This is a genomic window from Bacillus sp. NPDC094064 (assembly GCF_050279585.1).
In the GTDB taxonomy this organism is placed as follows: domain Bacteria; phylum Bacillota; class Bacilli; order Bacillales; family Bacillaceae_G; genus Bacillus_A.
On the sequence record NZ_JBNNUI010000007.1, the window covers coordinates 94,805 to 116,059 of the forward strand.

Here is a 21,255-nt window from a genome sequence, read left to right on the forward strand (position 1 = left end):
ATGTGATGAGATTGTATGGGTTGCGAAATGTAAATGTGCTGGATTTGGATAGTGGATAACGAAATGAGAGTGAAACGAGAACGAGAAGGGAGAGATTACATTGTTTTCAGTATTACTAAAGTTAAGATGGTTTTTTAAAGAACATTGGAAGAGATATAGTATCGCCATTGGGGCTCTTTTAATTGTGAATATAGTTGAAGTCATTCCCCCGAAAGTGTTAGGGGTTACGATTGATAATATAAAAACAGGAACGTTATCGAACGAAGCAATTATACAATCTATTCTTATTTTAATAGGGGTCACGATAGTTGGATATGGTCTTACTTTCGTTTGGCAACATCAATTGTTTGGTGGTGCATTCGTACTTGAGAAGACGATGCGTTCTAAATTTATGGGGCATTTACTTAAAATGACGCCGACGTTTTATCAAAAAAATCGTACTGGCGATTTAATGGCGAGAGCAACGAACGATTTAAAAGCAATCGCTATGACAGCGGGCTTTGGTATATTGACGCTCGTTGATTCTAGTTTATATATGCTTACAATCGTTTGTATGATGGGGTTTACAATTAGTTGGGAGCTTACATTCGCGGCACTTATCCCGCTTCCGATTATGGCATATGCGATGAATATATATGGAAAGAAATTGCATGAAAGATTTACAGTTGCGCAAGATGCGTTTGGTGATATGAACGATAAAGTACTGGAATCGATCGCTGGCGTGCGCGTTATTCGTGCGTATGTACAAGAGAATGCAGATGAAGGAAGATTTCATCATTTAGGAGATGACGTCTACGAAAAAAATATGAAGGTAGCAAGAATCGATGCATTATTCCAACCAACTGTGAAAATGCTTGTCGGACTGAGTTATTTAATCGGTTTAGTGTATGGTGCATATCTTGTATTTCAATCAAAGGTGACGCTTGGGGAACTCGTTTCTTTCAACGTGTATTTAGGGATGATGATCTGGCCGATGTTTGCAATTGGTGAGTTAATCAATGTTATGCAAAGAGGAAATGCGTCGCTAGACCGTGTGAATGAAACGTTAGCGTATGAACCGGATGTTAAGAATCCGAAAAATCCAAAGCTTGTACAAGAGCCGGACTATATTCAGTTTGATGACGTTTCCTTTTCATATCCTTCATCAACTGAAGAAAAGTTAAAAAAGGTTTCTTTTACATTAAAACAAGGAGAAACGCTTGGGGTTGTCGGGAAAACAGGAAGCGGGAAAACGACGCTTGTACGTCAGCTTCTTCGTCAATATCCGCTTGGAGATGGGGATATTGCAGTTTCTGATGTGACTTTAGATAAAATGACGAATGAAAATGTACTCGGGTGGATTGGATATGTACCGCAGGAACATATTTTATTCTCAAAAACAGCGAGGGAAAATATTTTATTCGGAAATAGGGAAGCGACAGAAGAGGAACTCGAGAAGGCGATTGAAATTGCTGCGTTTAAAAAGGACTTAGAGTTTTTACCTGAAGGATTAGAAACGCTCGTTGGAGAGAAAGGTGTTTCGTTATCAGGTGGGCAAAAGCAACGAATTTCGATTGCGCGAGCTGTTATTCAAAATCCAGAAATTTTAATTTTGGATGATTCATTATCAGCTGTTGATGCGCGTACGGAAGCAGCAATTATTGAAAATATAAGAACGGAAAGAAGCGGAAAGACGACGATTATTACGACGCACCGTTTATCGGCAGTGCAACATGCGGATTGGATTCTCGTTATGGATGAAGGTGAAGTAATAGAAGAGGGTACGCATGATCAGCTTCTTAGAAATAATGGCTGGTATGCTGAGCAGTTTGACAGACAACAAGGTGAAAGTGAAAGTGCGGATAGTGGGGTGAAAATATGAGCGTTTCAAAGCGATTGTTTCAATACGCGATGAAAGTGAAAGGGACGATTTTTGCAGCGATGCTAATGTTATTTATTTTCGTCATTGCAGAGCTTGCTGGTCCTTTCGTCGCGAAAACGATGATTGACGATCATATCGTTGGGATAGAGAAACCTTGGTATGAAACAGAAAAGAGTGAAGAGGCTGTTTCGTATAATGGTGCCTTTTATAAGCGAAGTGATCGTTTTGAAAAGGGTGAGACAAAAGGAAAAGAAGTGCGCGTGATGCAAGTCGGTTTTCAATACTACTTTGTACCGAATAAAGTGAATATTGAAGGGTCACGTACTGTAAAAGATGATATGATTACCATTCAAAATGGTAAGGCAGTACAAGTGTATAAAGCGAAAGCATTAACGAAGGAAGAAGTGTTTGCGTTTTATAAGCCAGAAATAAATCGACTGTTATTACTTGGTGGTGGCTATTTTGCTTTATTAGTAGTCGTATCATTGTTTGCGTATGGAAAGCAGTTCTTCTTGCAGAAGGCAGCAAACAAAATTATTCAAATTATGAGGGAAGACGTTTTCTCTCATATTCAAACGTTGCCAATTCGGTACTTTGATCATTTACCGGCGGGGAAAATTGTTTCGCGCGTAACGAATGATACAGAGGCCATTCGTGATTTGTACGTAACGGTGCTGGCCACATTCGTTTCGAGTATTATTTACATTATTGGGATTTTTGCAGCGCTATTTTTACTCGATGTGAAGCTTGCGTCGTTCTGTTTATTAATTATCCCGATCTTAATTGTTTGGGCGATTCTTTATAGAAAGTATGCGTCTGTATACAATCATAAAATGCGTTCCCGTTTATCTGATATTAACGGAACGGTGAATGAATCGATTCAAGGTATGCCAATTATTCAAGCGTTCCGCCAAGAGCACGAAACGAAAAAAGAGTTTGAAGAATTAAATGGCGATTACTTTAAATATCAAAATAAAATTTTAAATTTAAATGCAGCAACTTCGCATAATTTAGTGTCTGTATTAAGAAATATTGCTTTCACAGGTGTGATTTGGTATTTCGGCGGTGCGTCATTAAGTGCTACAGGTATTATTTCACTTGGGGTATTGTATGCGTTCGTTGATTATTTAACAAGATTGTTCTCGCCAATTACGAATATGGTGAATCAGCTGGCGAACTTGGAGCAAGCGCGCGTTGCATCCGAGCGTGTTTTCGAATTGTTAGAGGAAAAAGGAGAGGCAGTAGAAGAAGAACGTATGCCTCGCTTAAACGGAAATGTGAAGTTTGATAATGTGTCGTTTTCTTATAATGGAAAAGATGAAGTGTTAAAAAACATTTCTTTTGAAGCGAAACAAGGGGAGACGGTCGCACTTGTCGGTCATACAGGATCAGGGAAAAGTTCGATTATGAATGTACTCTTTCAGTTTTATGAGTTTGAAAAAGGGAAGCTTACGATTGATGGACACGATATAAAAGAGATGCCAAAACAAGCCATTCGTGAGCATATGGGTATTGTATTGCAAGATCCATTTTTATTTAGCGGAACAGTTGCGTCTAATGTTAGCTTAGAAAATGAAAAAATTTCAAAAGAGCGTATTGTAAAGGCGTTACGTGATGTTGGTGCTGAAAGGTTTGCGAACAATATAAATGAAGAAATTACAGAAAAGGGAAGTACGCTTTCTACGGGAGAGCGTCAGCTTATTTCGTTTGCAAGGGCGCTTGCTTTTGATCCGGCCATTTTAATTTTAGATGAAGCGACTTCCAGTATCGATACAGAAACTGAGGCGATGATTCAACAAGCGTTGGAAGTTGTGAAGAAAGGGAGAACGACATTTATTATTGCTCACCGTCTTTCAACTATTAAAAGCGCAGATCAAATTATTGTACTCGACGGAGGTACGATATTGGAAAAAGGTTCTCATGATGAACTCATGAAAAAGCGCGGGCGTTATTACGATATGTATAAAACGCAAATGGAAGGCAATCAAAGTGCTTAATAGGGAAGAACTTGCGATTTTCGCAAGTTCTTTTTGTATTGGTGAACATATCGGTTTTCGATAAATCATAATGATGAAATAAGAAGTATTGTTTTACCTTTTTCTTTATAAATGCTATATTAAAAAATGTTACTTATTTTTTGTATGTGACGTTATTTTTCTATTTTGTTTGATTATGAAGAAAAAGGATAAACTAAATAAGAACATTTTCATTGAAAAATTGTTCAAGATTGCATACAATCAATATAGTTTTTAAATTCCTATCAGAATACTTGGAGGATTACCATCATGAAAAAATTATTTTCAGTGCTTGCAGTAACTACATTAGCAATCGGGATTGTAGCTGGCTGCGGTAAAGAAGAGAAAAAAGATACAGCTAGTCAAGACGCTTTAGAAAAGATTAAACAAAGTGGAGAAATTGTAATTGGAACAGAAGGTACATACCCGCCGTTCACATTCCATGATTCAAGCAATAAATTAACTGGATTTGATGTTGAATTAGCTGAAGAAGTTGCAAAACGTTTAGGAGTAAAACCTGTATTTAAAGAAACACAATGGGATAGCTTACTTGCAGGATTAGATGCAAAACGTTTCGATATGGTTGCAAACGAAGTTGGTATTCGTGAAGACCGTCAAAAGAAATATGACTTCTCTCAACCATACGTTTCATCTTCAGCGGCATTAGTTATCGCAAAAGATAAAGATAAGCCTGCTACATTTGCTGATGTAAAAGGATTAAAAGGAGCACAATCTTTAACGAGTAACTATGCAGATATCGCTAAGAAAAACGGTGCAGAAATTGAGGGTGTAGAAGGATTCAGCCAAGCAGCAGAATTATTAAGTTCTGGCCGTGTTGACTTCACAATCAATGATAAATTATCTGTACTAAACTATTTAGAAACGAAAAAAGATGCAAAAATTAAAATTGTAGATACAGAAAAAGAAGCTTCACAAAGTGGATTCTTATTCCGTAAAGGTAGCGATAAGCTTGTACAAGAAGTAGATAAAGCGTTAGAAGATATGAAAAAAGACGGTACGTACGATAAAATAGCGAAAAAATGGTTCGGTGAAAATGTATCTAAGTAGCGCATTAGTTTCAGATCGATTGTCTACTTGGATAGATATTATGCAGTCTTCCTTCATGCCTATGCTGAAGGAAGCTGTTTTTACGACAATTCCATTAACGCTAATTACGTTTATTATCGGGATTATACTTGCGACGTTAACAGCACTTGCACGTATTTCAGGTAGTCGTATTTTACAATGGATTGCTCGTATCTATGTATCTATCATTCGCGGAACACCACTTCTTGTACAATTATTTATTATTTTCTATGGCCTTCCAACTCTTAATATTGAAGTTGAGCCATATACAGCAGCAATTGTTGGATTTTCATTAAATGTCGGTGCGTATGCATCTGAAATTATTCGTGCTTCTATCCTTTCTATCCCGAAAGGACAGTGGGAAGCAGCTTACACAATTGGGATGACATATCCACAGGCGTTAAAACGTGTCATTTTACCGCAAGCAACGCGTGTATCCATCCCGCCGCTTTCGAATACATTTATTAGCTTAGTGAAAGATACTTCATTAGCATCGTTAATTTTAGTAACAGAAATGTTCCGAAAAGCGCAGGAGATTGCGGCGATGAACTATGAGTTTTTAATTGTTTATTTTGAAGCAGGTCTTATTTATTGGGTTATTTGTTTCTTATTATCAATCATACAACAGATGTTAGAGAAACGTTCAGAACGCTATACGTTAAAATAATCCTTTTACAAAAGGAGTTTTTGTTTTTATGATTTCAATTCAGCACTTACAAAAAAGTTTCGGAGATAATACCGTACTAAAACATATAGATTTAACAGTTGAGAAGGGTGAAGTTGTTGTTATTATCGGGCCATCTGGATCTGGTAAAACGACGTTCTTACGTTGTCTTAACGTACTAGAAACACCGAATGCTGGTACGATTCGTATCGGCGGGGAATCACTAGACTTCTCGCAAAAAGTAACAAAGAAAGATATTGTAAATCTTCGTACGCAAACAGGAATGGTGTTCCAACATCATAACTTATTTCCGCATTTAACAGCACTTCAAAATGTAATGGAAGGGCTCGTTACAGTGAAAAAGATGGGGAAAGAAGAAGCGAAGAAGAAAGCAAACTATTTCCTTGAAAAAGTTGGTCTTGCGGATAAAGTAGACTTATATCCATTCCAATTATCAGGTGGACAACAACAGCGCGTTGGAATTGCTCGCGCGCTTGCGATGGAACCTGAAGTGTTACTATTTGATGAACCAACTTCAGCACTCGATCCTGAGCTAGTTCAAGAAGTTTTAAAGGTTATGAAAGAACTTGCTAACGAAGGTATGACGATGGTCATTGTAACGCACGAAATGCGTTTTGCTCATCAAATTGCGAACCGTGTTATTTTCATGGATGGTGGTGTCGTTGTCGAGCAAGGGACACCAGAAGATGTATTTACAAATCCGAAAGAAGAACGCACGAAAAGGTTCTTACAAATGTTGCAGTAAATAAGGAAGGTCTCAAGGCATATGCCTTGAGACCTTTTTGCCATATATATTTATTTTTGGAATCCGCCAAGGCTTTGTTCAGCCATTGCAACTAGACGTTTTGTAATTTCTCCACCAACAGAACCGTTAGCGCGAGCCGTAGAATCTGCTCCTAATTGTACACCAAATTCTTGAGCGATTTCGTACTTCATTTGATCGATTGCAGCTGTTGCACCTGGTACTACTAATTGATTGTAAGAACTTTGGTTTGCCATAGGAATATATCCTCCTTAGAGTATAAAAGTTTTTTTGGTTGGACTAGCTGGATTTGAACCAGATTATCGCCCCGTTTGGCGCTAATCCATCGGTAATTAAGTTTGTACTCATAGTATGGATGTTACCTAGAAAGATATACGAAATAATAATTTGTAAATTTTGTAAAAAAATATTAGTGATTTCGTAAATTATGAAATAAGAGTAATCGTTGTATTTTTAAGAAAGAAGGCTAAACTAAGAGCGATATGAGATAGAGTTTTCTCTTTGTAACCCGCTATTTTGGGGCTAATACTTAGCTTCTTATTCATTAAAATAAAAATGAAATCGGCACCAACTTCCTAGTTCTGTTTTAAACAGGAATGGGGCAGAAAAGGAACTGACCGCAATTACGCATGGCTAGATGCTCTCTTCAATCTAAAAAAGCGATATTTTTAGGAGGAATCATGATGGGGATTTGCCCGCTTTGCAACGCATTAGAATCACAAACATATTCTTGTCAAAATTGCCAAAGTATACTCCAAGATTATGGAAAGGCTGTAGATTACATAGACGATTATAGTGCGTATATGGATCAAGAATTATTAAGTGCAGTGGATGGTTTAGCACATAATCATTCACAAGAATACTGCAAACATATTTTTTATTGCGGTGTGTGTCATGTGGAAACTGAGGTTGTAGTAAAGCTCGTGTAAATAGAAAACTTCCACCTTATTACTTAGGCGGAAGTTTTTGTTTTCGTATTTTTGAGTGAATCATAGGGGAAGGGATATGTTCGGTGTTTGACGAAGTCTCTAATTTCATTTGAGACATTTTTTCTTTCGTATCGCGCAAAGAATGTTCAGTTAAGTAGATGGCATATTCGTAAAATAATTGGCGCGTCAGTTCACTTTGCTCTTTTAACTTTGTATCTTGAAATACAGTTCGCCCTGGTTTAGAGTTTGCTTCAAATAGCCACGGATTTTCCTCGTTGTCTAAACCGATATCAAAACCGATCTCGCCAATGTTTCCAGTTACTTGCTTATCAAGTGCATAACTGATTTGCAAGGCTGTTTGTTTTAATTTATTTTCAATTTGAACTTGTTTCGTTGAATCTGGAAAGAGCTCTTGCAGTAATTTTGTATCACCACCGCTATTTACATGAGTCGTTAAGCTACCTTTTCCAGCAATTTTAGCGACGATGGCACTGACTACCCAATTGCCGAAATGATTTTTATTTGTATGAATACGGAAATCGACAGGTTGCCCGTCAAAGCGGAGTAACGAAATACCTTGCTGCACGATAAATTTCTTTAAATCATGTCCTTTTAACACATGGTTCAGAAGTGTTTCTAATGACTGATACTTTCTTAGTTTATTTTCCTCATTTTCACGATAACGACAGTAGTAGCAATTTTCTGTTTGAGAATAAAATATTTGATGAATGTTTCGCCCGAAGCTGCCATGTATCGGTTTCATGTAAATGGATTTATACGTACCGAGAAATCGTTCAACTTGTTCGAAGTGTTGAAATGCTTCTGTGTTTGGTAATAAGGGCATAATTGACTCGTCTTTCATAAGAAGTTGATGAATTTCCCATTTGTTAAAAAACCCTGGGTTAAACCACGGAATAGCGTAGTCATGTTCTAATTTTCTTTTTGCTCTGACGATTGGTTTATAATTTTCTGCTTTACGATTTGGTAATCGATCGTAAATGACATTTGGTAAAGGGACTTTGTTCTTTCGCCATGTTCCTTCTTGAAAGAAATATCCTTCAATTGTTTCTTCTTCCCAGTTTATATGTTGAACGCCAAAGACGAATACGAACGGTTGTAATGTAAATGGTGGTGTCAGTAACTCACTGAGAGACGTTGATCGATTTCCTAAAGGAATAGGTGAGTCATCGTTGAATCCGGTTGTGAAAATGCCGATTAATGGTCCGAAAATAATCGTTTGGTTTTGTGTGAATGCATGAATAGTAGTGGACTTAGGGAGTAAAAGTTTTTCGGCAATATGTTTTCCAATCATAATTTCGCGAGTAAAGGAATAATGAATTTTTACATCCTCACTTGCAACATGACGTATGCCGAAGGAGAGGGATGTAATAGGTGGTGTAATAGAGAAAACGTAAGGTAAAGTAATACTATTTGGATGTTCATCTGAAATGTTTAATGTATATATGTGCTCTTTCAAAATGAGTTTACCTCCTTTCGCTATGGTGTAAACCGGCTAAACTTTAGTGGTCCGTGAAAGATTTTTTCAGCTAATGCATCACTATGACGAATGTAACGTTCATAAGGGGGAATTGTGTTCACATACATAAGCCAAATGGCTCCTTTTTCATCCATAATTGTGGAAAGCTCTAGTTCGAATAAGGAAGTGTAAGAGCGATCTAGTGTTTGAAATACTTCATTTATAATGTCATGTAAAGCATCTTGTAATAGTTGAACGCCAGTACTAGATAGTACATATTTAATTTTTGAAAATGAGTGCAACGAGGAATCTTCTGTTGCTGAAAGTAAAAATTGATTTGGAAAGGAGCTTGTTTGTATAAATTGACCTATAACGTTCCAAGTCTGTTCTTTACTTTTTTGTAAAATGGTTCGAATGTGGAGTGGGTATGTTAATTGATTTGGTGGTTGTAGCATCGTATGTGTGATGTAACGTGCTGAATGTACGTTAGATTTATACCAACATATAAATTCATCTGTCCGCTTGAATTGAGTAGAGGTATGATATGTTTCATGTATTGTATCGATATAAAATGTTTTATTTTTGTAAGCGACCCGGTACAAACTTTCATTGGAATGTGCATTAGTAGGGCGTATAATAATATCTTTTGTTTTTAATAATAGTTTGAAAATATTTTGTATCGTTGCTATTTCAAATTTTGGTATATAAGGAGATAACTTTTTATTAGTGAGAAACAAATCATGTAGTTCGCTTAAGTCAATGAGTGTGTTATTTAAAAAGGTAGTTGTAGGACGGTTGTGTAACGATTGAATAATTGGTTTTGCTTTTTCAAAGTCTGTTTCCTCATGAAAAGAATAACGATCATATATATAAGAAGGAATCGGGAATGTTTGCTCTTTCCATTTTCCTGTATCTGTATCATAAATAAGACCAGAAACAAGGTCTGTTTTAGGATCAATACTAAATGGCGTAAACTGGGCAACGACATTATGATAAAGCCGAGCGCGTTTAGCGATTTCGGTGTAATACGTTTGCTCATAATGAATTTGAGAAGTTAAAAGACCAAGAACCAACGAAATCACTCCTTTACAAACATTTGCATAATAGGCGAAGCTATATATTGCAAATACGTTTTTATACCATTATACTTTTGTCCGTATGATGATATGCTATAGTTTTGGAGAAGCGAAAGGTTGATTATAATGAATATATGGTTAAGTATGTTAACGACGACAGGGCTCGGAGCGATTATTGGAGGATTCACAAATCATTTAGCGATAAAAATGTTATTTCGTCCGCATCGTCCTATTTATATCGGGAAGTTTCAAGTTCCATTTACGCCGGGGTTAATTCCGAAGCGCCGAGATGAGCTTGCTGTACAATTAGGGAAAATGGTTGTCGAGCATTTGTTAACGCCAGAAGGAATCGGAAAAAAGCTAACAAATGAAGAATTTCAAAAAAGTTTCATTCACTGGGCACAAGTAGAGGTGGATAAAGTAATTACGAATGAACAGTCACTGCGACATATGTTAGAAAAATGGAATGTAGCGCATGTAGAAGAAGAAGCAACCGGGAAAATCGAACGTGTGATTACAGAAAAAATAGAGTCATTTTTAGCGGAGTACTATACATATACATGGGAACAAGCTTTACCTCATTCTGTTCATGAAAAAATAGAGCATGTAATCCCAAATGTCTCAGCGTTTATTTTAAAGCGAGGAATTCAATTTTTTGAAAGTGAAGAAGGGAAAGCACGTCTTTCAAAAATGATTGATGATTTCTTCGCTTCTCGCGGAACGCTGCTTAACTTAGTCGGGATGTTTTTAGGAAATGTAAGTGTAGTAGATCGTGTGCAGCCAGAAGTCATTAAGTTTTTAGGCCAAGATGGTACGAAGCAAATTTTAATTGACGTACTGCAAAAAGAGTGGGAAAAGCTAAAAGGAAGAGATGTTAAAGAAGTAGAAGTATTTGTAGAGAAAGAAATGATTGTAAGCTCCGTGCTGTCAGCAATTAAAGTAGAAGAAACAGTGAGTACATTTTTAAATCAGTCTGTTCAGCAAGTATGTGAGCCGGTTCGAGAAACAATCATTGAAAAGGTGGTTCCGGGCTTAGTGCAAAAAGGTTTGAAGTGGGGAACAGAAAATGTAGAGAGCATACTAAACAATCTACATCTCGCGGAAATTGTCCAGCAAGAAGTATCTACATTTTCAACAGAAAGACTAGAAGACCTAGTTCTGTCCATTACGAAAAATGAACTGAAAATGATTACGTATTTAGGGGCATTATTAGGCGGCATGATCGGACTCGTGCAAGGGTTGTTACTTCTAGTTCTTAGGTAATAAAGGCATATACATAGAAATAAAAGTGAAATTCCTTCACATCTTTCGCATAGTTTGATATGGTAAGAAGAGGTGCGTATGAAAACGTACTTAAAAGGCAGTGCGTACGAAAAGCACGAGCCTTCTAAAGGAGGAAAAATAAAATGACAAAAAACATTCATGATGTTGCATATGAATTACAAAAAGCAATCGCTGAAAACGAAGACTTCAAAACTTTAAAAGAAAGTTACGCAGCAGTACAAGCTGATGCAGCGTCAAAGAACTTATTCGATGAGTTCCGCACAATGCAACTTGGCCTACAACAAAAAATGATGCAAGGTCAAGAAATCACTGAAGAAGACAACCAACAAGCACAAGAAGTTGTAGTTCGCATTCAACAAGATGCTAAAATTACAAAGTTAATGGAAACTGAGCAACGTTTAAACATCGTTATCACTGACGTTAACAAAATTATCATGAAGCCACTTGAAGATTTATATAACGCGCAACAACAAGCGTAATAGTGGAAGACGCTCCTTTTATGGGGGCGTTTTTTTGTTTAGTTGTATGTAAAAGACTTCATTACGTATTGTGGATGAATTGTGCAATAAAGCTATCTATTTTGAAGTGCTCCTGATAATTAGACTATGTCTAGTGATTAGGGCATTTTTTATTGCTGCGTAATCTCCTCATAAAATTCCTCTATCCAAATGAAAACGCAACTGTAAAGCAAAGGAAATATAATTTTCTCTCTAAACATATACATCAAAAGGATAGGGGGGATATGATGGGAAACTCCATTACTATTAGTTTATGTATGATTGTAAAAGACGAGGAACAAACGATAGCAAGATGCTTAGAATCGATCAAAGGTATTGCGGATGAAATTATTATTGTAGATACAGGTTCCACAGATGCTACAAAAGAAATTGTGCAGAAGTATGATGCGAAAATATATGATTTTAAATGGATTGAAGATTTTTCAGCAGCACGAAATTTTGCGTTTTCTAAAGCTACAAAAGAATATATTCTTTGGCTAGACGCAGATGACATAATAGCTACGGAGGATGGAAAGAAATTCTTGCAGTTAAAAAATACGTTACATCGTAGTACGGATGCAGTATCTATGAATTATTACTTAGCTTTTGATGCAGAAGGAAAACCAACACATTCGTTAAGGAGATATCGATTAGTCAAAAGAAGTAGAAATTTTCAATGGCATGGATTTATTCACGAATATTTAGAGGTGTATGGAAACCTTATAAATAGTGATATTGGGGTAAGTCATAAAAAAGTAAAAGTATACACTAATCGTAATTTACAAATGTACGAAAAACATCTTGAAAGTGGAAAAGAATTTAGCCCTCGTGATGTGTACTATTATGCAAATGAATGTAAGGATCACGGATTATATGAAAAAGCTATTCAGGGGTATACCAAATTTTTAGATGAAGGAAAGGGTTGGGTTGAAGATAATATTCAAGCTTGTTTAAAAAGAGCCGAATGTTATTTAGCCTTGGAGAATCTTAAACAATCTATCGATTCTTGTTTACAATCCTTTACGTACGACATTCCGAGAGGAGAACTGTGTTGTCACTTAGGACGTGTGTTTTTGGAACAAGGCGAATATTCTAAAGCAATATATTGGTACCATGCAGCAATTGACGGACCAAGACCAAAAGATTCTCCATTTGTTCGGGAAGAGTGTCATACGTGGTTGCCGCATATTCAATTATGTATTTGTTATGATCGAATAAAAGAATATGAAAAGGCGATTTATCACAATGAAGAAGCTGCAAAGTTCATACCTAATAATCCAAGCATTGAATATAATAGAAAATATTTTGAGAGTGTATTCAAAAAATAGTATTTAATAATAATAGATAATGATTTGGGGCGGAAATGAATGAAAAAGCAGCAGCTTTTTTAAATCGGACAGCTCCTACACCCTCTGTTGCGTATGACAAGTTACATGAGATATTTACAGATCAAAAATGCCAGTACATTCTATTAGCGCAATTACCTCATGTCATACAACCTATTTTACAATTTTTAATACCGACAGGAACTTTCATTATGTCGAAATTTAATTGGGATCATTATAATGCATCAAAAAAATAATGCTTGTAAAATTTTCTCTTTGGAGAGGAACTGTATTTGGCCATGAAACAAAACCGAAATCTAAGATTGGATTTCGGTTTTTGACGTGTAATGAATTACGAAATGATTACTTGCAAATATATAGGGTCGTACGATTTTGTATGCAGAAAAAGAACGATCCTATAAGGTTGGTTTTAATGACTTATAGGATGGCTTCTTTATTTTGAAACAAAAGGATGTCCCTCATAATAAAATCGCCACGGATAATGCACAGCTTCTTCTGCATAGTTAATATTTATACGAGGTCCTGCTGTTATTTTATATTGTGATGACATATGTTCTTCTTCTGGAACTAATTCAATATGCAACGTATCACTTTGTAATGATACACCGCGTTCTTCTAAAGTGATGCTAAGTGCACGGCATAGCTTGCCAGGACCGCTTGTTAAATTTTTGTACTGCGCTTTTGTAATGTCGGTTTTGTTGTAGCGCGCTCGTTTCATTTCTTCTAGCCCATCTACAGGCTCAAGTGCACGAATGAGAACACCTTGCGGGGTGCCGACTGGCGCTGTAATGACATTAAAACAATGGTACATACCGTAAATTAAATATACGTAAGCATGCCCAGGCGCGCCAAACATAACTTCTGTACGATCCGTTCGTCTGCCGCCGTAACTATGTGCGGCTTTATCATCTGGTCCTTTATATGCTTCCACTTCTACAATGATGCCGCTTCGTTTTATTCCATCTACAACATGTACAAGTTTTTGTCCGAGTAACTTTTTTGCGACTTTTAACGTATCGCCTTCATAAAAGGAAGGTGGTGCTTGCATTGTACTATCTCCTTTGCTAAGTGTATATGTATATAGTAAACCAAATTTTCAGTAGTAATTCTAACTCGTTCTATTTGCTACATTTATTTCATAAATTATGGATAGAGTACAACAGCGAAGAGGGGGAGTGCGACATGATTTATCGCTTACTAGCTCTTAATATAGATGGGACACTACTATACAACAACGGTAAAATCGCAAAAGGATTACGCGAAACAATTGAATTTGTGAAAAGAAAAGATGTATACGTTACATTATTTACGAGCCGTAATTTTCAGTCCGCTCATAAAGTAGCAAAGGCGTTAAAATTAGATTCTATATTAGTGACACATGGTGGTGCTTTCGTTTCAGCAACGTTAGATAAGCCGTACGTTCAAAGAAGATTATCCGAAGAGAAGACGTTTAACATTGTGCAAGTATTAGAGCACTTTGATTGTAACGTACGTATTTCGCATGAACGGTTTTCGATAGGAAATCGTGAAAGAAATACACCAAACATAATTGCGCGTACTGTATTATCAAGCGCAGATCCGTTATTTTATCCAGTTCAATTTGTAGATTCGTTAGGTGATGCGCTTCGTGATCATCCAGTAGCAGCGCCAAAAATTGATGTGATTTTCCATAGTAACGGTGAAAAAGAAAGAGGGCTAAATACACTCCGAAAAGCGTTCAAAGATATAGAGTATGTGGAGTGTGATTCAAAACGGGTAGAGATTTTACCGCTAAATGTATCAAAATTACGTGGATTACAATTGCTTGGAGAGCATTTAAATATTTCGCTAAATGAAATGGTGGCGATTGGGGATAGTATGGAAGACTTAGAAATAATTGAAAATGTAGGACTCGGGGTAGCTATGGGGAACGCACCTGTAGAATTAAAGAAAGCTGCAGATTGGGTTACACGTTCAAATAGTGAGAATGGTGTAGAGTATATGATTAAAGAACACTTCCGTAAGCAATTCCCGCTTCCGTTTTTGAAAAATCATAAAAATACACCGAGACGATAAAAGGAAAACGTAGCTTTTTGGCTACGTTTTTTTGTGTTTAAGCATTTGATTAAAAGATGCAGCTGCTTATGTCTTACGATACGTTCTAAATTGTAACAAGAGTCATTTATAATAGAGGATATGCGTAAAGAATCAACATTCAATAAGTGGTAAATAGGATGTAGAAATAAGGTAAAAGCTTCTGTATTGACCTATAAACGCCCTTCAAGTAAACTAAAGAGAGTTTGCAAATGAAAAGGTGATAATGTTGTTAATTTCAATTAAAACGTTACAAGATGATCGTTTTTTACGTCCGCTACAAAATATTGGCGGCTTATTTTTTGAAGATAGTACGATTGGATTTGAACAAGAGGAAGCAAATCTTATCGTAGATATTCACATTGAAGATAATGTGAAAGCATCAGCTCGTTTAACGGATGTGGCTACTGGAAATGTGTATGAAGAAACATTCGCGAAAGATTTATCTGCTTTTACAGATGAAAAAGAGCGTATGAAGCAAGTGAAACACGTTGTTTCTTATGTATATCTTTCTGTCCTTCAGCAGTTAACGGGACTTGAACAAAGCTGGGGTATTTTAACAGGAGTACGTCCAACGAAACTTCTTCACAAAATGCTTCAAAATGGTATGTCAAAAGAAGAAGCGCACCAAGAACTTCGTGAAAGCTATTTAATTCATGAAGAGAAAATTGAACTTCTTCAGCGTATTGTTGATTGCCAATTAGCGGTTGTTCCGGATTTATACCGCTTGAAAGAGGAAGTAAGTATTTATATCGGTATTCCGTTTTGTCCGACGAAATGTGCATACTGTACATTCCCGGCTTACGCAATTAATGGACGCCAAGGATCAGTTGATTCATTCTTAGGCGGTTTACATTATGAAGTTCGTGAAATTGGTAAGTTTTTAAAAGAAAAAGGTGTAAAAGTTACGACGATTTATTACGGCGGCGGTACACCGACAAGTATTACAGCAGAAGAGATGGATATGCTGTATGAAGAAATGTATGAAGCGTTCCCAGATGTGGAAAACGTGCGTGAAGTAACAGTTGAGGCAGGTCGCCCAGATACGATTACGCCAGCGAAGTTAGAAGTGTTAAATAAATGGAATATTGACCGTATTAGTATTAATCCGCAGTCATACCATCAAGAAACACTAAAAGCAATTGGACGTCATCATACTGTAGAAGAAACAATTGAGAAGTATCATTTAGCTCGTGAAATGGGAATGAACAATATTAATATGGACTTAATTATTGGCCTTCCTGGTGAAGGGTTAGAAATCTTCAAACACACGTTAGATGAAACAGAAAAGTTAATGCCAGAATCATTAACAGTTCATACGTTATCATTTAAACGTGCTTCTGAAATGACGCAAAACAAACGTAAATATAAAGTAGCAGGTCGCGAAGAAATTACAGCGATGATGCACGAAGCAGAAGAATGGACGCAAAAGCATAATTACGTACCATATTACCTATACCGTCAAAAGAATATTTTAGGTAACTTAGAAAACGTTGGTTATGCGATTCCGACGCAAGAAAGTATTTACAACATTGTGATTATGGAAGAAGTACAATCGATTATCGGACTTGGATGCGGTGCTTCAAGTAAGTTCGTTCATCCGAAGACAGGTGCAATTACGCACTTTGCGAATCCGAAAGATCCAAAATCATATAACGATGGCTTTGTGAAATATACAGAAGATAAGCTGAAAATATTAGAAGAGCTATTTGTGTAAGGAGGTGGAGACTGTTCCGATTTGGAACAGTCTCTTCTTTATGTTGTCAGTTTTTGTCGGTAAGTCGATATATTCGAAAAATCGCCGATATAAATGGAGTTGCGGTCGATATATTCAAAAAATCGCTGATATAAATGGAGTTGCGATCGATATATTCAAAAAATCGCTGATATAAATGGAGTTGCGGTTGATATATTTAAAAAATCGCTGATATAAATGGAGTTGCGATTGATATATTTAAAAAATCGCTGATATAAATGGAGTTGCGGTCGATATATTTAAAAAATCGCTGATATAAATGGAGTTGCGGTTGATATATTTAAAAAATCGCTGATATAAATGGAGTTGCGATCGATATATTTAAAAAATCGCTGATATAAATGGAGTTGCGGTCGATATATCCGGAAAATCGCCGATATAATTTCACTTCCCAAGAAGTGGATGAAAAAGTAACGTCGTTTGTAAAATTATGTCGATAATAATCAGAAAAATTAGTCAAATTATTAGAGGACAATGTCTACTTATAGACGAAATGATAGAATTATGAAAGAGAAAAGGGGGAAAATGTTGGCATGTACATGACGATAGGGAGAATTTTCGATTTAGCTGTTGGTAAGTATCCGAATAAAGAGGCGTTAGTGGAACCGGAAAAAAATATTCGCTGGACATATAAACAGTGGGATGAACAAATAAATAAAACGGCGCACGCCCTATTAGAAGAAGGGGTAAGAAAGGGAGATTGTGTATCTGTTTACTTATATAACTGTCGTGAATTTGTAAACGTTTACTTAGCCTGTGCGAAAATTGGGGCGATCTTTAACCCGATTAATTTCCGCTTAAAAGCAAAAGAATTATCGTATATCCTCCAAGATGCAGCCTCGAAAGTAGTTGTCTTTGAAAAAGCAGTTGAATCAACTGTTGCTATGATTGAACGAGATTTTCCGAATTCGTCTTTTTGGTATGTAGAAGACGATACACCTTCCTATGCTAGTTCTTACCATGAAAAAGTAAATGAAGCATCAGCTGAACAAGTAGATATTGTAGTCGATGAAATGGATTATTGTTCTATGCTTTATACGAGCGGTACGACTGGTCATCCGAAAGGCGTGTTGCATCGTCATCGTGATATGGCGGAGCATAGTATGATTTGTACGTATTTTATAAAATATAATAGAGATAGCGTTGGGCTTGTAGTAGCACCTTTATATCATTGCGGTGAGTTAAACGCTGGAATTATCCCGCGCATTCAAGTTGGCGGAAAGAATGTTATTTTACATCATTTTGATACAGAAACAGTATTACATACTATTCAAGAAGAGAAGATCACAACTTTCTTTGCAGCACCGACGATGTGGAATATGTTACTGCAAAAAGATTTAGCACAGTATGATTTAACTTCGATGAAGATCGGTGTTTATGGCGGGGCTGCAATGGCACCAGCACTGGTGAAGGAATGTAAAGAACGTCTTTATATTGATCTTGTTCAAATATATGGAATGACAGAAATGGGACCAGTTGTTGCATTTCTAGTAGAAGAGGATCAAATTACGAAAGCTGGTTCAGCGGGGACGCCGTGTTTTAGTCATGAAATTCGTATTGTAAAACCGAATGAAGATGCACCGGCAGAACCAGATGATGTATTGCCTCCTTATGAAGTAGGAGAAATTATTTTACGAGGTCCAACTATGATGGCTGGCTATCATAACCGTGAAGAAGCAAATGCAAAATCGATGTATAAAGGATGGTATCATTCAGGTGATTTAGGCTACTTCGATAAAGACGGCTATTTATTCGTTGCAGATCGCGTAGATGATATGGTGATTAGTGGCGGAGTTAATATTTATCCTCGTGAAATTGAAGATTTCCTTCATAGCCATCCTGGTGTATTAGATGTTGCAGTACTTGGTGAGCCAGATGAACTATGGGGAGAGCGTGTTGTTGCGGTCGTTGTGAAGAAAGATGAAACAATAACAGAAGTTGATTTAGAAACATATTGCAAAGAAAGTGATGAATTAGCAGATTATAAACGTCCACGTCATTATTTATTTGTGGATGAACTTCCTCGTAATGCGAGTGGGAAATTACAAAAATTTGTACTAAGAGAGTCGTTGAAAGGCGCGAAAAAGTAAGTGGTAGAGTGGTTACGTATATAAACGAGGCTATCTTTCTTAACAAGGAGAGATAGCCTTGTTTTTTTAGAATGATCAAGTGAGGTAGTTTGGTTAAAAAAATATATACATTTTATTTTATGTTTTGAATAGAAGTGTTTTGTGATTATGAAATATATTCATATTTTAGTATGAGTTGAATAAATAAATTGGGGGAGAATGTTGGGGACATATTGGAAAAGAAAGATAGTTGGTCATCAGATGACCTTATGAATAAAGCAGTCATCTAGTAAAAATGGTTACTACTAACATAGTAACAAAAAATAATTTAGATAACTAGTCTTGTAATATATTTTTATAAGTATTAATATTTATTGTTGGCTGCCCAAAAAAGACGTATAGCGGAATAATATGGCTAAGTAAGTGAATGGTTAATGAATCGTGTTGTTTTATCGCTGTATGTTACATGATTAAAGATCGTTTGATGCTGCAAATATTTTTTAGTCGGAACTCTTTTTTAGGTGGTTTAGGGTAGAGAAGATTTAACAACAAAACAAAATGACAATTAAAATTGGAGGCGTTATGAGTACATATTTAAAAAGAATATCTGTAATTTGTTTTATTTTTACCGTTATAATTGGGCAGGTTTTTCTGCCTATCATAGGGCATGCTCAAGAGTTAAACACGGCAGGATTTGTTGATAGTTTTACATTTGAAAAAACAAAATTAAATTATGGGGAAAAGACTAGTATACATGTAAACTTTAGTGAAAAACCTGGAAAGAAAATGAAGTCAGGGGACACATTAACACTATCGCTTCCTCCAGAATTAATGGGCTATAGTGGCACGATTGCATTAAAGGATGAATCAGGACGTGTTTTTGGTACGTGTCAGATTAATACAAATAATGTAGTTTGTACATTTAACGATACAGTAGAGAAGCTTGAAAATATTCGAGGGAACTTTAATTTCACTGTTCAAGGTACGAATGTAGAATCAGGAAAAACGAAAGATGTACAAACGAATTTAGGAACAAATTTAGAAAAACAAACGGTAAGTGTTACACACCCGAAAGGTGGAGGTACAGAACCGGGAATCTTTTTCTATAAAGCTGGTGATATTCAGCCAAACAAAAGTGATGAAGTACGTTGGTTTTTAAATTTCAATTTAAAGAAACAATATTTACATGACAATATTGTTTTGAAAGATACTTTACAAGAAGGACAAATGCTTAATAAAGATAGTTTTAAGATAACTATTAATAATAAAGAATCTTTGTCTCTTGAGCAATTTCAACAGCGAGGTTATGGATATATTAAGTTTACTGGTGATAATTCATTTGAAGTTGTAATTTATAGACATATGGGGAACGCTAATTCCTTTACTGTTTTCTACACGTCAACTATTACTGATAGTGGGAAGAAGTTAAAACATTTACAGAATGACTATAAACTTGATTATCAAATTTTATATGAGAAACCTATTTCAGAATCTAATAGTGTAAAGGTTGAAAATATATCATTTGGCGGCGGAGCTGAAGGGGATTTACCTGCGAAAGGAACGCTGCAAATTGTTAAGCATATTGAAGGAAACGAAGGGAAAGTTATCCCAGGTGTTTCTTTTGAATTGTATACAGAGTCAGGACAGAAAATTGGTGGCACTTATACAACAAATGAAGAAGGAATAGTTGAAGCTCCGAATCTTACTCCAGGCAATTACTATGTGCAAGAAATTTCTGCCCCGAACTACGTAGAGTTTGATCCGAAAGCCAAAATTCCTTTCACAATTAAGAAGGATGATGTAAACGGAATAAAACTTATGATCCCAAATAAGTTAAAAACTACATCTGTTATAGGAACGAAAACGTGGAAAGACGACAAAGTAAACGATCGTCCAGAAAACATTAAAGTAGATTTACTGCAAAATGGTAAAGTTATTGCAACGAAAGAAGTTACTGCGGCAAATGGTTGGAAATATGAGTTTGAAAATTTACCAGCAGTTGATATTGAAGGAAAAGCTCATAAGTATGAAGTGAAAGAACAACCTGTATCGGGATATCAGTCGAAAGTTAATGGATATGATATTACAAATGTAAAGATCCATGAAGCAACAGAAGTAGAAGAGCAAGGTAAAGAAGAAACAGTAGAAGAACTGGAAGAGTCAGTAAAACCGGAAGCACCAAAGGTGACAGAAGAGCCGGATAAGTCAGAGAAACCAGAGGTAACAGACAAACCGGAAATCTGGGTGAAACCAGAAGAAGAAAAGATTGAAGAAGAAACAACAGAAGAACTGGAAGAGTCAGTAAAACCGGAAGCACCAAAGGTGACAGAAGAACCGG

General features: G+C 36.3%; 17 protein-coding genes and 1 pseudogene. 14 read left to right on the plus strand and 4 right to left on the minus strand.

Annotation, left to right across the window (positions count from 1 at the left end):
* The first annotated feature begins 100 nt into the window (after positions 1 to 100).
* The 5 genes from ACQKNI_RS17040 to ACQKNI_RS17060 all read left to right on the plus strand — a co-directional run bounded on the left by ACQKNI_RS17040 (position 101) and on the right by ACQKNI_RS17060 (position 6,392).
* Positions 101 to 1,861 carry an ABC transporter ATP-binding protein gene (locus ACQKNI_RS17040; RefSeq protein WP_427282509.1) on the plus strand — a complete coding sequence of 587 codons (1,761 nt, stop codon included), beginning with the start codon at positions 101 to 103 and terminating at the stop codon, positions 1,859 to 1,861.
* The gene (locus ACQKNI_RS17045) at positions 1,858 to 3,858 is read left to right on the plus strand and encodes an ABC transporter ATP-binding protein (RefSeq protein ID WP_427282510.1); all 2,001 of its coding nucleotides are present in this window, start codon (positions 1,858 to 1,860) and stop codon (positions 3,856 to 3,858) included. The genes ACQKNI_RS17040 and ACQKNI_RS17045 overlap by 4 nt, the downstream gene beginning before the upstream one ends.
* A 288-nt stretch (positions 3,859 to 4,146) precedes the next feature.
* Entirely contained in the window at positions 4,147 to 4,944 is a 798-nt protein-coding gene (locus ACQKNI_RS17050) for an amino acid ABC transporter substrate-binding protein (protein ID WP_088232439.1), read from the plus strand.
* Positions 4,931 to 5,629 (plus strand): amino acid ABC transporter permease, encoded by a 699-nt coding sequence (locus tag ACQKNI_RS17055; RefSeq protein ID WP_088232440.1) that lies wholly within the window; start codon positions 4,931 to 4,933, stop codon positions 5,627 to 5,629. The genes ACQKNI_RS17050 and ACQKNI_RS17055 overlap by 14 nt, the downstream gene beginning before the upstream one ends.
* A gap of 28 nt (positions 5,630 to 5,657) precedes the next feature.
* Positions 5,658 to 6,392: an amino acid ABC transporter ATP-binding protein gene (locus ACQKNI_RS17060; RefSeq protein WP_088232441.1), complete on the plus strand. Its 735-nt coding sequence runs from the start codon at positions 5,658 to 5,660 to the stop codon at positions 6,390 to 6,392.
* A 50-nt stretch (positions 6,393 to 6,442) separates the two neighbouring features.
* Here ACQKNI_RS17060 and sasP read toward each other — a convergent pair whose 3' ends face one another.
* A complete protein-coding gene (sasP, locus tag ACQKNI_RS17065) occupies positions 6,443 to 6,646 on the minus strand; it encodes a small acid-soluble spore protein, SasP family (protein ID WP_000013349.1) in 204 nt (67 codons plus the stop codon).
* Between the two features lie 447 nt (positions 6,647 to 7,093).
* On the opposite strand from sasP, the gene ACQKNI_RS17070 reads away from it, so the two are divergent.
* Positions 7,094 to 7,339: a hypothetical protein gene (locus ACQKNI_RS17070; RefSeq protein WP_088232442.1), complete on the plus strand. Its 246-nt coding sequence runs from the start codon at positions 7,094 to 7,096 to the stop codon at positions 7,337 to 7,339.
* Positions 7,340 to 7,358: 19 nt separating this feature from the next.
* Here the strand turns inward: ACQKNI_RS17070 and ACQKNI_RS17075 are convergent, their stop codons facing one another.
* Together ACQKNI_RS17075 and ACQKNI_RS17080 are read right to left on the minus strand one after the other, a co-directional pair.
* The gene (locus ACQKNI_RS17075; protein ID WP_427282511.1) at positions 7,359 to 8,816 is read right to left on the minus strand and encodes a YheC/YheD family protein; all 1,458 of its coding nucleotides are present in this window, start codon (positions 8,814 to 8,816) and stop codon (positions 7,359 to 7,361) included.
* A 20-nt stretch (positions 8,817 to 8,836) separates the two neighbouring features.
* The gene (locus ACQKNI_RS17080) at positions 8,837 to 9,889 is read right to left on the minus strand and encodes a YheC/YheD family protein (RefSeq protein WP_427282512.1); all 1,053 of its coding nucleotides are present in this window, start codon (positions 9,887 to 9,889) and stop codon (positions 8,837 to 8,839) included.
* Positions 9,890 to 10,018: 129 nt separating this feature from the next.
* On the opposite strand from ACQKNI_RS17080, the gene ACQKNI_RS17085 reads away from it, so the two are divergent.
* The 4 genes and pseudogenes from ACQKNI_RS17085 to ACQKNI_RS17100 form a co-directional block, all read left to right on the plus strand.
* On the plus strand, positions 10,019 to 11,155 hold the full coding sequence (locus tag ACQKNI_RS17085) for a DUF445 domain-containing protein (RefSeq protein ID WP_427282513.1): 1,137 nt from the start codon (positions 10,019 to 10,021) through the stop codon (positions 11,153 to 11,155).
* A gap of 143 nt (positions 11,156 to 11,298) precedes the next feature.
* Entirely contained in the window at positions 11,299 to 11,655 is a 357-nt protein-coding gene (locus ACQKNI_RS17090) for a YlbF/YmcA family competence regulator (protein WP_016089162.1), read from the plus strand.
* A gap of 266 nt (positions 11,656 to 11,921) precedes the next feature.
* Positions 11,922 to 13,001 carry a glycosyltransferase gene (locus ACQKNI_RS17095; protein WP_088232446.1) on the plus strand — a complete coding sequence of 360 codons (1,080 nt, stop codon included), beginning with the start codon at positions 11,922 to 11,924 and terminating at the stop codon, positions 12,999 to 13,001.
* Positions 13,002 to 13,024: 23 nt separating this feature from the next.
* Positions 13,025 to 13,255, plus strand: a pseudogene (locus tag ACQKNI_RS17100) (glycosyltransferase); the annotation flags it as partial.
* Between the two features lie 197 nt (positions 13,256 to 13,452).
* Here the strand turns inward: ACQKNI_RS17100 and ACQKNI_RS17105 are convergent.
* Positions 13,453 to 14,067: a DNA-3-methyladenine glycosylase gene (locus ACQKNI_RS17105; RefSeq protein ID WP_088232447.1), complete on the minus strand. Its 615-nt coding sequence runs from the start codon at positions 14,065 to 14,067 to the stop codon at positions 13,453 to 13,455.
* A gap of 134 nt (positions 14,068 to 14,201) precedes the next feature.
* Here ACQKNI_RS17105 and ACQKNI_RS17110 point away from each other — a divergent pair, with 134 nt between their 5' ends.
* The 4 genes from ACQKNI_RS17110 to ACQKNI_RS17125 all read left to right on the plus strand — a co-directional run.
* Positions 14,202 to 15,074 carry a Cof-type HAD-IIB family hydrolase gene (locus ACQKNI_RS17110; RefSeq protein ID WP_088232448.1) on the plus strand — a complete coding sequence of 291 codons (873 nt, stop codon included), beginning with the start codon at positions 14,202 to 14,204 and terminating at the stop codon, positions 15,072 to 15,074.
* A 244-nt stretch (positions 15,075 to 15,318) separates the two neighbouring features.
* Positions 15,319 to 16,809: a coproporphyrinogen III oxidase gene (locus ACQKNI_RS17115; protein ID WP_141552208.1), complete on the plus strand. Its 1,491-nt coding sequence runs from the start codon at positions 15,319 to 15,321 to the stop codon at positions 16,807 to 16,809.
* A gap of 572 nt (positions 16,810 to 17,381) precedes the next feature.
* Positions 17,382 to 18,938 carry a fatty acid--CoA ligase gene (locus tag ACQKNI_RS17120; protein WP_088232450.1) on the plus strand — a complete coding sequence of 519 codons (1,557 nt, stop codon included), beginning with the start codon at positions 17,382 to 17,384 and terminating at the stop codon, positions 18,936 to 18,938.
* Positions 18,939 to 19,499: 561 nt separating this feature from the next.
* Positions 19,500 to 21,255, plus strand: a 1,756-nt coding sequence (locus ACQKNI_RS17125) for a Cna B-type domain-containing protein (protein WP_427282514.1), incomplete at its 3' end; no start/stop codon positions are given.